Origin of the sequence: Sphingomonas jeddahensis (assembly GCF_001981525.1) — a bacterium.
Lineage (GTDB): Bacteria > Pseudomonadota > Alphaproteobacteria > Sphingomonadales > Sphingomonadaceae > Sphingomonas > Sphingomonas jeddahensis.
Window position 1 is genome coordinate 285783 of sequence record NZ_MPSB01000002.1, and the last position, 15136, is coordinate 300918.

Sequence of the window (15136 nt, forward strand, 5' to 3'; positions counted from 1 at the left end):
GGCGTGTTACTGGCGGTAGCATTTGGGGCACGTGCTTCGACAAGCTCAGCACGAACGAAGGTGTGGCTCACGCGAAAGCCTCCTTGGGCCTGGTCGAGCCGACCGGGAGGGTCGCGCAAGGGGCGTCGAGGCTCTCCACCAGATCGGCGAGATCGCTGGCGGCGTTTGGCTTGCCGCAGGCCTTGGCGCGGGCGGCGGCGTTTTCGAGCGCGGCCGGGTCGAGGCCGAGCTTCTGCATCTGCTTGGCGAGTTCACCGGGGGTGAAGGCGCTTTGCGGGATGGTGCGCGCGCCGCCGGCGGTGGTGATCTCGCGCGCGTTGGCGGTCTGGTGATCGTCGGTGGCGCTGGGGAGCGGCACGAGGATCGCGGGGCGGCCGGCGGCGGTCAGCTCGCTGATCGTCGAGGCGCCGGCGCGGGCGATGACGAGATGCGCCCAGGCGAGTTCCTCGGGCAAGTCCGGCAGGTAGGTCGCGAGCGTCGCGGCGATGTCGAGCTCGGCATATTTCGCGCGGGCGGCGTCGATATCCTCGATCCGCGCCTGATGCGTCACCTGGAGGCGACGGCGGAAGGCGACCGGGAGCATGGCGAGGCCGTCGGGCACGACCTTGGACAGGACGCTGGCGCCCTGCGAGCCGCCGGTGACGAGAACGCGGAAAATGCCGTCTTCCTCCAGCAGCGGATAGGGTCGCGCGCGCAGGGCGATCACGGCATCGCGCACCGGGTTGCCGACGTGATGCGCCTTGGGCTCGTACGCGGGCTTGAGACGCTCGGTCTTGGCGTACGAGGTGGCGATTGCGTCGACGCGGCCGGCAACGAGGCGGTTGACCCGGCCGAGGACGGCGTTCTGTTCGTGGACGGCGGTCGGGATCTTGTCCGCAAACGCAGCGGCGAGCGCAGGAAAGGCGGGATAGCCGCCGAAGCCGATCACCGCGGCTGGCTTGAACGTCTTGTATAGCTCGCGCGCCATCGCACGGCCGCGCCACATCTCCCGCGCGGCCTTGATCCAGCCGAGCGGACCGCCCGACAGGCGGCCGGCGGGGAGGACGTGGGTCTGCACGCCTTCAAAGAGGCCCGGAAAACGCACGCCGCGCGCATCGCTGACCAGCGCGACACGGTGGCCGCGGCGCATCAGTTCCTCCGCCAGCGCGGCAGCGGGAACCATGTGGCCGCCGGTCCCGCCGGCAGCGAGGACGAAGTGACGCGGGCGGCTCACGATGCCGATCCCCAGCGCGCGACATACGGGCTGCGCAGCAGGAACGGGTTGCGCCGGGTGAAGGTGAGCAGCAGCCCCATGCCGATCGACAGCGCAATCATCGACGAACCACCATAGCTAATGAAGGGCAAGGTCATCCCCTTGGACGGCGCGAGGCCGGTATTGACCGCCATCGAGATCAGCGCCTGAAGCCCAAATTGCGTGGCAAGGCCGGAGGCGGCGAGCAGCTTGAAGCTGTCCTGCTCGTCGAGCATCTTGACGAACACGCGCACCACGATGGCTAGGAACAGCACGGCGATCACCATGCACGCGATCAGGCCAAACTCCTCGCCGATGACGGAGAAGATATAGTCGGTGTGCGCTTCCGGCAGGCCGAATTTGGAGGTGCCCGCGCCGGGGCCGGTGCCGGTCCAGCCGCCCGAGGTGAGCGTGCGGTGGGCCGCGTCGGTCTGGAAGTGTGCGCCTTCCGCCTCATTGGGGTCTCGGAACAGGAAGGCGTCGATACGCGTGCGGGCTGTACCGTAGAACATATAGGCCGCACCGACGCCGAGCGGCGCCATGGCGATGAAGGCGGCGAGCGTCTTGGTGGGCGTGCCCGCGATGATCAGGAGCGTCATCCAGACGATGCCGAAGACCATGGTCTGGCCGAAGTCGGGCTGCATCATAAGCAGCGCGCCGACCGTCGCCGTCATCGCGCAGGTGATGGCGGTGAGCGGCAGGCCCTCCTCCTTGGTGCGCAGCGAGAGCAGCCAGGCGATCGTGACGATGAAGCAGGGCTTCAGGAACTCGGACGGCTGGAACTGCGAGAAGCCGACGCCGAGCCAGCGCTTGGCGCCGTTCACCTCGACGCCGACGCCGGGGATCAGCACCAGCACCAGCATGAAGCCGAACGCGGCGGCGCCCATCACCGCCGCGCGGCGCGCGACGTTCACGGGGAGCATGGAGACGCCGATCAGCACTGGCAGCGACACGCCAACCCACATCACCTGGCGCCAGAAGTAGTAAAGCGGCGGAAACTTCAGCTGCTCGCCCGAATAGCGCATCGCCGTCGCCGGTGAGGCGGCGGCGACCGACAGCAGGCCGACGGCGATCAGCGCGAAGGTGAGCAGCAACAGGACGCGGTCGGTGTCCCAGAACCAGGTGCCGAGCGGCGAGCGATCGCCCCGCCCGCCCCGCTCCTTGAGCCGGCCACGTAATCCTTGCGTGTTCGCCAGATCGGTCAAGACAGTGCCCCCACTGCGTTGCGAAATGCCTCGCCGCGATGTTCATAGTCGCGGAACTGATCGAAAGACGCGGCGGCCGGCGACAGCAGCACGGTCTCGCCGGGCAGGGCCTGGCGCGCGGCGCTGGCCACGGCGGCTCCGAGCGTCTCGGCTTGCTCCACCGGTACCTTGCCGTCGAGCGCGCGGGCGAAGACCGGGCCGGAGGCGCCGATCGTGTAGGCGCGCACGACATGGCCGAAGTGGGGCGTGCAGGCATCGAGATCCTCGCCCTTGCCCTTGCCGCCGACGATCCAATGGACGCGCGGGAAGGCGGCGAGCGCCGGCGCGGCGCTTTCGGGGTTGGTTGCCTTGCTGTCGTTGACGAAGGCGACGCCGTTGATCTCGGCGACCTTCTCCATGCGGTGCGGCAGGCCGGTGAAGCTGGCGAGACCGCGGTCGATATCGGCTTCGTTGACACCGAGCGCTTGCGCGACGGCGATCGCGGCGAGCGCGTTCTGGGCGTTGTGCGGGCCTTGCAGCGATGGCCAGCGGGACTGGTCCATGCACACGCCCGGCGCGATCTTGGTGAGGTGCTCAGCCCGGGCGGAGAGCGAGCGGGCGATCTGCGCCGAGGGCGCGTCGCCGATGCCGATCACCGCTTCGTGGGTGGGCGACTGCATCTGGAACAGGCGCGCCTTCGACGCGGCATAGGCCTCGAAGCCGTCGTAGCGGTCGAGATGGTCGGGGGTGATGTTGAGCAGCACCGCGACGTCGCAGTCGAGGGTCTGGGCGAGGTCGATCTGGTAGCTCGACAGTTCGAGGACGTACACGCCGCCGTCCGGTAGTGGATCGGCGCCGAGGATCGGCAGGCCGATGTTGCCGCCCATGCGCAGGGGGACGCCGGCCGTCTCAAGGATGTGCGCTGCCAACGCCGTGGTGGTCGACTTGCCGTTGGTGCCGGTAACGCCGACGACCTTGTGCGGCGGCAGGGTGGCGCGGGCTTGGGCGAACAGTTCGATGTCGCCGATGATCGGCACGCCCTCCGCGCGCGCCTTGGCGGCGAGCGGGTGGGTGTTGAGCGGCACGCCGGGGGAAACGACGAGGCCGGCCGCGCCGGTGAGGGTCAGTTCGGCGATGTCGTGGACGATGACGCCGTCGATCGCCTCGGCCGCTTCGCGTGCCTCGGGGTTGCTGTCCCACGCAACGACATGCGCGCCGGCCGCGGCGAGCGCGCGCACGGTGGCGAGACCCGACCGGGCGAGGCCGAGGACGGCGTAACGCTGGCCGCTCCAGGCGGGCGAGGTGATCACCGCAGCTTCAACGTCGACAGGCCGGCGAGCGCCAGCACGAGGCTGATGATCCAAAAGCGGATCACGACAGTCGGCTCGCTCCAGCCGAGCTGTTCGAAATGGTGGTGGATCGGCGCCATGCGGAACACGCGCTTGCCGGTGCGCTTGTACCAGAAGACCTGGATGATGACGCTCATCGCCTCGACCACGAACAGGCCGCCGATGATGCCGAGGACGATTTCGTGGTGCGCGACCACGGCGATCGTGCCGAGTGCGCCGCCGAGGGCAAGGCTGCCGGTGTCGCCCATGAAGACGGCGGCGGGGGGCGCGTTGTACCAGAGGAAGGCGAGCCCTGCCCCGATCATCGCGCCGCAGAAGATCGCGAGGTCACCCGCGCGGGCGACGTGCGGGATGCCGAGGTAATCGGCGAACTTCACGTTGCCGGCCAGGTACACGATCAGCATGAAGGCGACCGAGGCGATGATCACCGGCATCGTGGCGAGGCCGTCGAGCCCGTCGGTGAGGTTCACCGCATTGCCGAAGGCAACGATCGTGAAGGCCGCGAAGATCGGGAAGAAATAGCCGAGCTCGATGTACATGCGGTTGGTGAAGGGCAGATAGAGGCCCGTGCCGTTCTCGTAGCTGATGATCCACGCCGCAATGCCGGCGATGATGAACTCGAGCAGCAGGCGGACGCGGCCGGGGACACCGGCGGTGCTGGCCTTTCGCACCTTGTCGTAATCGTCGAGGAAACCGATCGCGCCGAAGCCGAGCGTGACGAACAGGCATGCCCAGACGAAGGGGTTGCGCAGATCCATCCAGATCAGGATCGACAGCGCGAGGCTGGTGAGGATCATCAGCCCGCCCATGGTGGGCGTGCCGCGCTTGGCGAGGTGGGTCTGCGGGCCGTCAGCGCGGATCGGCTGCCCCTTGCCCTGGCGGATGCGCAGCCAGCCGATGAACTTCGGCCCGATGACGAGGCCGATGAACAGGGCGGTCGCGATCGATCCGCCGGTGCGGAACGACAGGTAGCGGATGAGATTGAGAACGCCCGGGAATCCGAGCTGCTCGGCAATCCAGTACAACATTATGCCATGCCCCCGGCGAGTGCCGCGACGATCCGCGACAGCCCGACCCCGTTCGATCCCTTGACGAGTACCGCATCGCCCGGCGCGAGCATATCCGGAAGGACCTCCAGCGCCGCCGCGGCGGTGGGCACATGGACGAATTTCACTTTGCCCTCAAGCGCCTGTGCGAGTGGCGCCATCTGTTCGCCGACCAGCAGCGCCATTTCGACGCGGGCGGCGGTGAGCGGCTCGGCGAGTGCTGCGTGATAGGCGGGTGCGCCCTCCCCCAATTCGCGCATTTCGCCAAGGACGGCGATGTGGCGGCCGGGCTCGGTGGCGAGCACCGCGAGGGTCGCCGCCATCGAGGCGGGGTTGGCGTTGTAGCTTTCATCGATCACCAGCGCCTCGCCGCCGTTTACCTTGGCGATGAGGCGCGCACCGCGGCCGGGCAAGCCGCCGAGTTCGGCGAGCGCAAGGCCGGCCAGACCGAGGTCGCCGCCGACCGCATCGACCGCGGCGAGGACGGCGAGCGCGTTGAAGACCCAATGCGCGCCGGGCTGTGCAATCGTGAAGCTGAGTTCGCGCTCGCCGATCTTGGCAGTGACAAAGGTGCCGCCCGTCTTCAGCGCCATGCTTTCGATCGGGTGGACGTCGGCCGCATTGTCGGTGCCGAAGGTGACGATCTTTGCCGCATACGGCTGGGCGGCGCCGATCAGGCGATCGCGGTGCGGGCTATCATAAGGAATGATCGCGGTGCCGCCGGGTTCGAGGCCGCGGAAGATCTCGCCCTTGGCGTCGGCGATCGCGCTTTCGTCGGGGAAGAATTCGGTGTGCGCGGGGGCGATGGCGGTGACGATCGCGACGTGCGGGCGGACGAGCGTGGTCAAATGTGCCAGCTCGCCGGGGTGATTCATGCCCATCTCGAACACGCCGAAGCGGGCGGCGGCGGGCATGCGGGCGAGGCTGAGTGGCACGCCAGTGTGGTTGTTGTAGCTCTTGACCGAGCGGTGCGCGGCGTCGGGCGCACCGCGGTCGAGCGCGGCGAACAAGGCCTCCTTGGTGGAGGTCTTTCCGACCGATCCGGTTACGCCGATGATTCTGGCGTCTGTACGGGTGCGGGCGGCGCGGGCGAGGTTCTCCAGCGCCGCAAAGGTGTCGGTCACGCGGACGCTAGGGTGCGGCGTGTCGTTGGAGACGAGCGCACCGGCGGCGCCCTGCGCGAACGCCTGGTCGAGGAAGCGGTGGCCGTCGGTCGCTTCGCCGCTGAGCGCGACAAACAGGTCGCCGGGGCCGACCTCGCGCGAATCGAACGCGACACCGGCGACGGCGAAGTCGTCGCCATTGGCGGTGCCGTCCGTGGCGGCGGCGATGTCGGGGGAGGTCCAGAGGGGGAGCATGGCGCTCTATAGCATCTTGGTTGGGCGGGGCTTGCGGGAATTGCGGTTCGTCATGCCGGCCTTGCGCCGGCATCCAGGCGTCCGCGCAGCCAGCGGCCGGCGATCAAGCCCAACGGGGGATACCGGCGCAGGGCCGGCATGACGGTAGGAGGAAGGCTGCCGCACAGGCACCGTCATCCCGGACTCGATTCGGGATCCATGGTGCGGCGCGCGCTGCGCCTGACTAGCTTGCGACAGCGCGTGCGGAGGGTTGGATCCCGGCGCAAGGCCGGGATGACGGGACGACTTAGTGGCAGTCGTTACCCGACCCACATACGTCGTCACCCTGGACTTGATCCGCGGTCCCGCTGCCTTTCCGATGGTTGGGAAGAAGCGGAACCCCGGCTCGAGGCCGGGGTGACGAAAGTCTTGCGTGGTTGCCGCCGTCGCGTTCAACGCAGGCCGCTCACCGTGTCGCCGGTCACCAGTTCGTAGCGCAGGCCAAGCTTGCGGCGTTCGCGGGGCTGCTTGTCACCCTCGCTGATCTGGGGCTTGGATGGCATCACGAACTTACGCTTCACCTGCAACCTCCCTGGCTACACTCACGTCATCGAAGGGCAGGACGAGATCGCGGACGATCTGGCCCTGTTCATGTCCCTTGCCGGCGATCAGGACGATATCGTCGGCCTGTGTCTGCTGGATCGCGAGGCGGATCGCGCCGCGGCGGTCGCCGTGCTCGATCGCGCTGGGCGCACCTTGCAGGATGTCGGCGCGGATCGCGGCGGGCTGCTCGCTGCGCGGATTGTCGTCGGTGACGATCGCGACATCGGCATGAGCCGCGGCGACCTTGCCCATCGGTTCGCGCTTGCCCTGGTCGCGGTCGCCGCCGGCGCCGAAGACGAGGATCAGCCGGCCCGAGACGTGCGGCCGAAGCGCGGCGATGGCGGCCTCCAGCGCGTCGGGGGTGTGGGCGTAATCGACATAGACCGGCGCGCCACTCGGGGCGATCACCGCGCGTTCGAGGCGGCCGCGGACCGGCTGGAGGCGGGCGAGATTGGCGAGCGTGCTGGCCACGTCGCCGCCGGTGGCGATCACCAGACCGGCGGCGATCAGCGCATTGGCGGCCTGATAAGCGCCGATCAGCGGCAGGTTGACGCGATGTTCGACGCCGTCGGCGGCGATCACCAGCCCCTGCCCCATCAGCGTGGGATCACGCGACACGAGGCGAAGGTCGTCGCCATGTTCGCCGACGGTGAACAGCCGGTTGCGGCGTTGGCGAGCAAGATCGACGACGCGTTCGGAATTGGGATCGTCAGCCCAGACCACTGCCGTGCCATCCGGGCTGAGCACTTCGGAGAACAGGCGCAGCTTGGCAGTGAAATAATTCGCCATGTCGCCGTGATAGTCGAGGTGATCGCGCGACAGGTTGGTGAAGGCGGCGGCGGATACGCGCAGCCCTTCGGTGCGATACTGCGTGAGGCCGTGGCTCGATGCCTCGAAGGCGAGGTGCGTGACGCCCTCACGGGCGAGGCCGGCGACGTTGGACAGAAAGGTGACGACGTCGGGCGTCGTAAGACCGGTGCTGACCTGTTCGCCGGCAGTGGTGACGCCCAGCGTGCCGATCGAAGCGGCGTGGTGGCCGGCCATGCGCCAGAGCTGGCGGGTCAGCTCGACCGTAGATGTCTTGCCATTGGTGCCGGTCACCGCAACAGCGGTTTCGGGGAACGGCGCGAAGAAGCGGGCGGCGAGATCGGCGAAGCAGGCGCGCGGATTGTCGTCCGCGATATGGACAGCGCCTTCAACGGTGGCCGAACGGCGCGCAACGACGGCGATCGCGCCGGCGGCGATGGCGGCGGGAATGAAGTCCTCCCCATTCACGCGCGCGCCTTCGAAAGCGCCGAAGATCGTGCCGGGCGCGACCTTGCGGTGGTCGATCGCGAAGCCGGTGACGCTTGCAGCCTCGTCGCCGCCGGTCAGCGTGCCGAGCTTCATTCCGCTTCCACCTTCTTGTCGCCGGGGGCATGCCAGAGCAGGCCTTGCAGTTCGCGGATGTCGAGATCGCGCTGCGCGTCGGGGATGACGCCCAGCATCGCGCCGGTGCGGCTGATGACGCGGCTGACAACCGGCGCCGCGGTGTAGGCGGCGGTGGTCTGAAACAGGTTCGCCTGCACCCGCTTCGGGCTGTCCATCATGGTCAGCACAACATAGCGCGGCGCATCCATCGGGAAGGCGGCGGCGAACGTCGAGACGTTACGGTTGCGGGCATAGCCGCCGGCCTCCGCAGCCTCGGCCGTGCCGGTCTTGCCGCCCACGCGGTAGCCGGGTGCCTCGGCTTTACGGCCGGTGCCGTCGGTGACAATCAGGCGAAGGAGCTGGCGCATCCGCGCGCTGGTCGTCTCGCTGATTACGCGGCGGCCTTGCGGCGCCTTACCGGGCGCCACCTTGAGCAGCGTGGTCGGGCGCCAGATCCCGCCGTTGACCAGCGTCGCATAGGCGTTGGCGAGGTGCAACGGCGTCACCGCGATGCCGTGGCCGTAGGCGGTGGTCATCACCGTGGTGCGCGCCCAGTAATGCGGCCACAAGGGCCGGCCTTTTTCGATCAGCTCGATATCGGGCTTGGTATCGAATCCGAGCTTGCGGAACATGGTTTGCATCCGCTCGGCGCCGATCTCGTCGGCGATGCGGGCAGTAGCGATGTTCGAGGAATGGATCAGCGTTTCGGGGATGTTGAGCCAGCGGTTCTGCGCATGGTCATCCCGGATCCGGAAGCGGCCGACCTGGAGCGCGCCGGTCGCATCGAAGCGGCGCGACATGTCGGTGACAACGCCCGTGTCGATCGCGGTGGCCATGGCGATCGGCTTGAAGGCGGAGCCAAGCTCATAAACGCTCTGAGTCACCGTGTTGCGCAGCTGCTCGGTGCCAGCCATGCCGACGCGATTGGGGTTGAAGAGCGGCAGCGAGACCATCGAGATCACCTCGCCGGTATCGACATCGAGCACGATACCAGCCGCGGCCCGCGCCTGCATGCTCGCCATCGCCTGGCCGAGCTCGCTTTCCATTGCCGCCTGGACGCGACTGTCAATCGACAGCGTGACGGGGGTCCCGGACAGTGCTGGATTGAGCAGGCGTTCGTCGAGTGCGCGCTCCATGCCGAGGCGGCCGTGGACGGTCGGATCCTTCCGCGTGGTGCCGATATAGCCGAGCACGTGTGCGGCGAGCGTCGACTGCGGATACAGCCGCTGGGTCTCGCGGTCGAAGACAATCCCCGGCTCGCCGATCGCATTCACCGCCTGCACCAGCGCGGGCGAGGCGCGGCGGTTGAGATAGGTGAAGTTCACGTCCTTGCTGATCAACGCGTAGAAATGATGCTGATCGCCGAGATCCGGCATCAGATCGGCAAGACGCTTAGCGATCTCGCTCTTGTCGCCGAGCAGGCGGCGCGGGTGGACGCCGATCGTCCAAGCATCGATCGTGCGGGCGAGCTGCTGTCCGTTGCGATCGACAATGTCGCCGCGCGGCGCGGTGGAAATGGCCGCAACGCGGCTCGGTCCCCCATCGAAGGCGAGCATGGCGAGACGAATGATGACCAGCAGGACGCCCGCCGCAAACAGCAGCATCAGCACCATCAGGCGCTGATGCTGGGTGGCGAGCAGCGCCTGGCGCTGTTCGCTGATGCGCGCGGGGCGCGTCGCCCGGGCGACCATGGTGGTCAACGCAGGCGGCTCCGTTCCGAACGTGCGCCGCTCATCAGATCGCCTAACGTCGAGTCGCTCAGGAGCGATTTGTCGAGCATCGCCACCGCATGCGCCTTGCGCAGTGTGGCGGTGGACGTGCTGGCGGTGGCGATTGCCTTGATCGCAACGGGGCGCACCGGCTCGGTAACTGTTGCGGCGATCTTCACCGTGGCGGGACGCGGGGTAGCGGGCTTGGCAGCGACCTGGACCAGCGTGGCTGGCGAGGCCACGGGGACGTCAGTGACAACCGCGGGGGCGATTTCGACCGCCTGCGGCACGATCAGCTGCGCAGTCTGCACAGCGCCCTCGTCGCCGGGCATGGCGGCGCCGGGACGGAAGCTGATCGCCGCCAGCTGCCCTTCGTCACGAACGAACTGCGACGCCGTGGGGGCGACCAACGCCAGCGTATTGCCGTTCCAGCGTTCGAGCTGAGCCAGGTTCGCGCGAACGTCGAATTCGGTTTCGAGCGAGCGGATCTCACGCTCGGCCATGGCGATCTTGGCGTCGATCTGCGCCAGGCGCTTGCGTTCGGCCGCCACCTGCAGGCTGACGAGATAGAAGCTCAGCGACACGATCACCACGCCGCCGAACCACCCCAGACCCTTCAATCGATACGCCGCCGTCATTCACTTACCTCCACGCGCAGCCCGCCCGCCGCATAAGCCCCATGATTCCCCCAAGCCGGCGCCGCTGTCCGCCGCGCCGTCCGTAATGTCGCGGAGCGCGCGCGCGGATTGCGCGCCACCTCCGCCGCACTCGCCCGAACCGCCTTGCCGACGATCTCAAACGTCGGTTCGCGCGTCACCTCCAACGCCGGGCGATGCCGCGATCCCGCCGGCGTGCCGCCCGAACGTTCGCGCAGGAAACGCTTGATCATGCGATCCTCGAGCGAGTGGAAGCTGACCACGGCGAGCCGCCCGCCGGGCGCGAGCACACGCTCGGCCGCAGCGAGGCCCTCGGCCAGTTCGTCGAGCTCGCGATTGATGTGGATCCGAATCGCCTGGAAAGCGCGAGTCGCCGGATCCTTCTTGTCGTGCGGCCGATGGCCGAGCGCCTTGCGCACGACATGGGCAAGCTCGCCCGTGGTGCTGAGCGGACGCGCGGCAACGATGGCCCGCGCGACGCGGCGGGACTTGGGCTCCTCGCCGTAGCGCCACAGAACGTTGGCGATGTCTTCCTCGTCGGCCGCGTTGAGGAAATCGGCCGCGCTTTCGCCTTCCTGGCTCATGCGCATGTCGAGCGGACCGTCCTGCTGGAACGAGAAGCCGCGCGCCGCCTGGTCGAGGTGCATCGAGGAGACGCCGATATCCATCGTGACGCCGTGGACCGGCACCGCATCGCGCGCGGCGAGTTCACGGTCGAGGCGCGAGAATTCGGCGGGCACCAGCGTCAGGCCGGTCTCGGCCTCTTCCAGCGTGCGGCCGTTGGCGATCGCGTCAGGGTCGCGATCGAAGGCGAAGACATGCGCGCCGGTGGCGAGCAGCGCCCGCGTGTAGCCGCCCGCGCCGAACGTCGCGTCAACCATCGTCTCGCCGCGCCCGGGGGCGAGCGCGGCGAGCACTTCGTCGAGCAGCACCGGAATATGCGGCGCGCCCGTCACAGCTCGATTCCCTTGTCGCGGCACATGATTCGGGCGTGGCGCTTGGCCATCTCGTCAACGCCGTCGTGTGCGATCAGCGTGCGCGGATCCCAGATCATGAAGCTTTCGTAATCGCCCAGGAAGAAGGCGATGTCGGTGATCTCGGCCAGTTCGCGCTCGGCCGCAGGCAGGATGAAGCGGCCGCTGCCGTCGAACGGCACCGGCTCAACCGAGGCCCCGCGCATGCGCGGGGCGTAGAATTCCGCCGAGCCGGTGCGAATGCCGGATTCGGCCTGGCGCTGGATCAGCTGGTTCTTGGCGTGTTCGATATAGCCCCGGTCGTGCGCGATCAGGCAGGGAAAGTCGGGATGGACGCCGACCAGCACAGTGCCGCCGTCCTTGCCGTCCGGACGCGGCGCGTTCTGGGCCAGGGCTGCCCGAAGGGTGTTGGGAATCGCGACCCGGCCCTTGTCATCGACAAGACCGACCCCCTTCCCAAGATAATCCACCCGTTCCGACACGCCCACCTCGCACAAGGCGCGCAGGAGTTCTCACCCCGAAAAGCAGCCCTCGCCGCCTCCCGGTTGTCGCTCAAACGCAAGCAACAGTGGTCCTGCCCCTCTGTCGCTTAACAAGTATCAGCGAGCTTCGGGGATGGGAAGGGAAAATCGGGGAAAGTCGGGGAAAGTAACCTAGCCCGGCGGGAAACTGTGGCTCCCGCGCGACACGCACCTCGAGCGTTCCGGCTTGGTTCCGCGCACCCGCCACGCGCAAGTCGCCGAATCCCTGCAGCTCCGGGCGGTTTCCCCGAAATTCCCCGACGAATCCGGTGTCACTGAGCACCCCCTGTTTGCGGGGGCTGCGGCGGCGGCGCGAGTGACGGCGGCGCAGTCTCGGTCGCACTCGGCGCCACGCCCAGCTTGGCGAGTGGTTCGTTATCCTCACTGACGGGAGCCACGCTATTCGCGGCGGTCGAATTGGTCGTCTTTTCGGCACGCGGCGCGCCGGCAGCGGCCACCGGCTGCTCCCGGCTTGCGGCGCTGAACAGCGCACTGGCAAGACCGATCAGCAGGACCACGGCGGCAAGGCCGACCATGCCGACGCGAACACGCTGCATGGCTTGGCTAATGGATGCGACAGGCTTCATTTTATCGCGCGACCCTAACGGCATGTCGCGGGCTTGTCGAATTTCGGGGGTCAAGAGCGAGCGGCCAGGCCCTTTGATTGGCGCCACGCCGGATTGTAGAGCGTGGAGAGATAGCGAAAGCCGGTATCGCACAGGATCGTCGCCACACGCTTGCCCGGCCCGAGATGCCGCGCCAGCCGCACCGCACCGGCAACGTTGATGCCCGACGACAAACCGAGGCACAGTCCCTCCTCCGCCAACAACCGATCGACCCATTCGAGTCCCTCGGCATCCGAAACCCGGAACTGGGTGTCGATCGGTGCGCCTTCGAGATTGCCAGTAATGCGCCCCTGGCCAATGCCTTCGGCGACGGAGGAGCCTTCGCTCTTCAGCTCGCCATTGGCATAATATTCGTACAGCGCCGCGCCATGCGGATCGCTGAGCGCGATGGTGATCGCCTCGTCCTTTTCCTTGAGGCCCAGTCCCACCCCCGCGATCGTGCCGCCGGTGCCAGCCGCGCAGGTGAATCCATCGATCCTGCCGTCCATCTGCGTCCAGATCTCTTCCGCAGTGCCGACGATATGGGCGCGGCGATTGGCGATGTTGTCGAACTGGTTGGCCCAGATCGCGCCGGGTGTTTCCTCCGCGATGCGGCGCGACTGATGCACGAAATGGCAGGGGCTGGAATAAGGGGCGGCAGGAACGGTCACCAGTTCGGCACCGAGCGCACGCAGCGTATCCATCTTTTCCTTGGATTGGGTGTCCGGCATCACGATGATGGTGCGATAGCCCTTGGCATTGGCAACCAGGGCCAGGCCAATGCCGGTATTGCCGGCGGTGCCTTCGACTATCGTCCCGCCGGGCTGAAGCATGCCGCGTGCCTCCGCATCCTCGACGATGAACAAGGCGGCGCGATCCTTCACGCTGGCGCCCGGATTGGCGAATTCACATTTCCCGAAGATGTCGCAGCCGGTTGCCTCGCTCGGGCCCTTGAGGCGGACAAGCGGAGTGTGGCCGATGAGCGAAAGCGTGTCAGTGGCAGTGTGCATAACCGCTAGATGGCGCGCCGGAGCTGATGCGGCAACCGGAAGCCTTGCTTTGTTGGTGCAAAGCGCGGCTGATGGTAGAACGCGCAGTCACGGAGGTAGAGCGATGGGTGCGCAGCGCAAGGGTGATGATTTCGCCCGCACCGACATGACGCCGGCGGCTTGACGATAAAAGCCTCCTTTTCGCCGATCGCAGCGCCGAACGCGCGCGTGCTGATCCTCGGCAGCCTGCCGGGTGAGCGCAGCCTCGCCGAGCGGCGCTATTATGCGCATCCGCAGAACCAATTCTGGGCGTTGCTGTCACCAGTTGTCGGGCGCGACCTCAAGGCGCTGCAATATGAGGAACGGCTTGCCGCATTGCAGGCGTCTCGCGTCGCGCTTTGGGACGTAGTCGCGACGGCACGGCGCACCGGCAGCAGCGATGCGACAATCCGCGATGCGGCGGCGAACGACCTCCCCGCGCTACTCGATCTTCTGCCTGAATTGAGGGCGGTCGCATTCAACGGGGGAAAAGCGCTGGCGATCGGGCGACCGATGATCGCCGGCCGCGGGCTGGCGGTGATTGCGCTGCCGTCGTCGAGCCCGCTGCATACGGTGGGGATCGCAGCCAAGCAGCCGGCCTGGGATGCGATCCGCGGGTTTCTTCGCTAGTCCGAGGAGCGCTTGCAATGGTGCGATTCAAGCACTCCTCTATCACCACCTTCGGCGGCCGCTCCCTCCATGGTTCGCGGAGGAGTGGTTTTAGGGCCGCTTCGGGATCTCTAAGCCGCGCTGCACCGCCGGGCGGGCGAGGCCGCGGTCAAGCCAGACGGCGACATTGCGAAAATCGTCAAAGCCGACCAGCTCGCGCGCTTCATAGAAAGTGATGAGGTTGCGGACCCAGCCAAGCATCGAGATGTCGGCGATCGTATAGTCGTTGCCCAAGAACCATGTCTTGCCCTCCAGCGCGGTATCCATGACGCCGAGCAGCCGCTTCGCCTCATCCGCGTAGCGCTGAAGCGGGCGCTTGTCTTCCCACTCCCTGCCAGCGAACTTGTTGAAGAAGCCGAGCTGGCCGAACATTGGCCCAAGGCCGCCCATCTGGAACATCAGCCACTGCACCGCGTGCCAGCGGCCGGCGGGGTCGGCGGGCAGGAATCGCCCGGTCTTCTCGGCGAGGTAGAGGAGGATCGCGCCGCTTTCGAATAATGCGAACGGCGCGCCGCCCGGTCCGTTCGGATCGAGGATCGCCGGGATCTTACCATTGGGATTGAGCGACAGGAACTCGGGCGATTTCTGATCGCCCTTGGCGAAGTCGACCAGGTGCCCCTCGTAAGGGAGCCCCGTTTCTTCCAGCATGATCGACACCTTCACGCCATTGGGCGTTGGCAACCCGTAATATTGCAGACGATCGGGGTGCTGCGCCGGCCAGCGGCGGGTGATCGGGAAGGTACTGAGGTCGGTCACGTCGGGCTCCTCGACTTGAGCGTCACAGGTAGGATCGCCCCGGCAGGACGCCAACCAT

At 67.4% G+C, this 15136-nt stretch carries 15 protein-coding genes; 1 reads left to right on the forward strand and 14 read right to left on the reverse strand.

Translation table 11 applies throughout. From position 1 onward, the window contains the following. Positions 1-67 precede the first annotated feature (67 nt). From murG to SPHI_RS03465, 13 genes are all read right to left on the reverse strand, one after another. Positions 68-1213: an undecaprenyldiphospho-muramoylpentapeptide beta-N-acetylglucosaminyltransferase gene (gene murG, locus SPHI_RS03410; RefSeq protein WP_076743476.1), complete on the reverse strand. Its 1146-nt coding sequence runs from the start codon at positions 1211-1213 to the stop codon at positions 68-70. Beyond that, positions 1210-2436, reverse strand: a complete 1227-nt coding sequence (gene ftsW / locus SPHI_RS03415; RefSeq protein WP_076743477.1) for a putative lipid II flippase FtsW — start codon at positions 2434-2436, stop codon at positions 1210-1212. The genes murG and ftsW overlap by 4 nt, the downstream gene beginning before the upstream one ends. Further along, positions 2433-3725, reverse strand: coding sequence for a UDP-N-acetylmuramoyl-L-alanine--D-glutamate ligase (murD, locus tag SPHI_RS03420; protein ID WP_076743478.1), 1293 nt, complete (start codon positions 3723-3725; stop codon positions 2433-2435). The genes ftsW and murD overlap by 4 nt, the downstream gene beginning before the upstream one ends. Next, positions 3722-4792 carry a phospho-N-acetylmuramoyl-pentapeptide-transferase gene (gene mraY, locus SPHI_RS03425; RefSeq protein ID WP_076743479.1) on the reverse strand — a complete coding sequence of 357 codons (1071 nt, stop codon included), beginning with the start codon at positions 4790-4792 and terminating at the stop codon, positions 3722-3724. Before mraY ends, murD begins: the two co-directional genes overlap by 4 nt. Next, on the reverse strand, positions 4792-6168 hold the full coding sequence (locus SPHI_RS03430) for a UDP-N-acetylmuramoyl-tripeptide--D-alanyl-D-alanine ligase (protein ID WP_076743480.1): 1377 nt from the start codon (positions 6166-6168) through the stop codon (positions 4792-4794). Before SPHI_RS03430 ends, mraY begins: the two co-directional genes overlap by 1 nt. A 431-nt stretch (positions 6169-6599) precedes the next feature. Then, positions 6600-6728, reverse strand: coding sequence for a hypothetical protein (locus SPHI_RS15400; protein WP_269844738.1), 129 nt, complete (start codon positions 6726-6728; stop codon positions 6600-6602). Beyond that, a complete protein-coding gene (locus SPHI_RS03435; protein ID WP_076743481.1) occupies positions 6718-8139 on the reverse strand; it encodes a UDP-N-acetylmuramoyl-L-alanyl-D-glutamate--2,6-diaminopimelate ligase in 1422 nt (473 codons plus the stop codon). The genes SPHI_RS15400 and SPHI_RS03435 overlap by 11 nt, the downstream gene beginning before the upstream one ends. After that, the gene (locus tag SPHI_RS03440; protein ID WP_083719693.1) at positions 8136-9860 is read right to left on the reverse strand and encodes a peptidoglycan D,D-transpeptidase FtsI family protein; all 1725 of its coding nucleotides are present in this window, start codon (positions 9858-9860) and stop codon (positions 8136-8138) included. The genes SPHI_RS03435 and SPHI_RS03440 overlap by 4 nt, the downstream gene beginning before the upstream one ends. Beyond that, the gene (locus SPHI_RS03445) at positions 9857-10507 is read right to left on the reverse strand and encodes a hypothetical protein (RefSeq protein ID WP_076743483.1); all 651 of its coding nucleotides are present in this window, start codon (positions 10505-10507) and stop codon (positions 9857-9859) included. The genes SPHI_RS03440 and SPHI_RS03445 overlap by 4 nt, the downstream gene beginning before the upstream one ends. Further along, the gene (rsmH, locus tag SPHI_RS03450; RefSeq protein WP_198927806.1) at positions 10504-11481 is read right to left on the reverse strand and encodes a 16S rRNA (cytosine(1402)-N(4))-methyltransferase RsmH; all 978 of its coding nucleotides are present in this window, start codon (positions 11479-11481) and stop codon (positions 10504-10506) included. Before rsmH ends, SPHI_RS03445 begins: the two co-directional genes overlap by 4 nt. Continuing rightward, entirely contained in the window at positions 11478-11981 is a 504-nt protein-coding gene (locus tag SPHI_RS03455) for a division/cell wall cluster transcriptional repressor MraZ (protein WP_076743598.1), read from the reverse strand. The genes rsmH and SPHI_RS03455 overlap by 4 nt, the downstream gene beginning before the upstream one ends. 311 nt (positions 11982-12292) lie before the next feature. Then, the gene (locus tag SPHI_RS03460; protein WP_076743484.1) at positions 12293-12577 is read right to left on the reverse strand and encodes a hypothetical protein; all 285 of its coding nucleotides are present in this window, start codon (positions 12575-12577) and stop codon (positions 12293-12295) included. Between the two features lie 80 nt (positions 12578-12657). Beyond that, entirely contained in the window at positions 12658-13635 is a 978-nt protein-coding gene (locus SPHI_RS03465) for a cysteine synthase A (RefSeq protein ID WP_076743485.1), read from the reverse strand. A gap of 159 nt (positions 13636-13794) precedes the next feature. Between SPHI_RS03465 and SPHI_RS03470 the strand changes: the two genes are divergently transcribed. Then, the gene (locus SPHI_RS03470; protein WP_076743486.1) at positions 13795-14283 is read left to right on the forward strand and encodes a DNA-deoxyinosine glycosylase; all 489 of its coding nucleotides are present in this window, start codon (positions 13795-13797) and stop codon (positions 14281-14283) included. A gap of 90 nt (positions 14284-14373) precedes the next feature. Here the strand turns inward: SPHI_RS03470 and SPHI_RS03475 are convergent, their stop codons facing one another. Further along, positions 14374-15078 carry a glutathione S-transferase family protein gene (locus tag SPHI_RS03475; protein WP_076743487.1) on the reverse strand — a complete coding sequence of 235 codons (705 nt, stop codon included), beginning with the start codon at positions 15076-15078 and terminating at the stop codon, positions 14374-14376. Positions 15079-15136: the final 58 nt, after the last annotated feature.

Excerpts from the sequence above, each read along its gene's own strand:
- SPHI_RS03465 (WP_076743485.1), bottom strand. The coding sequence starts at position 13,635 with ATGCACACTGCCACTGACACGCTTTCGCTCATCGGCCACACTCCGCTT.
- SPHI_RS03430 (WP_076743480.1), bottom strand. The coding sequence starts at position 6,168 with ATGCTCCCCCTCTGGACCTCCCCCGACATCGCCGCCGCCACGGACGGC.
- SPHI_RS03460 (WP_076743484.1), bottom strand. The coding sequence starts at position 12,577 with ATGCAGCGTGTTCGCGTCGGCATGGTCGGCCTTGCCGCCGTGGTCCTG.
- mraY (WP_076743479.1), bottom strand. The coding sequence starts at position 4,792 with ATGTTGTACTGGATTGCCGAGCAGCTCGGATTCCCGGGCGTTCTCAAT.
- SPHI_RS03435 (WP_076743481.1), bottom strand. The coding sequence starts at position 8,139 with ATGAAGCTCGGCACGCTGACCGGCGGCGACGAGGCTGCAAGCGTCACC.
- SPHI_RS03445 (WP_076743483.1), bottom strand. The coding sequence starts at position 10,507 with ATGACGGCGGCGTATCGATTGAAGGGTCTGGGGTGGTTCGGCGGCGTG.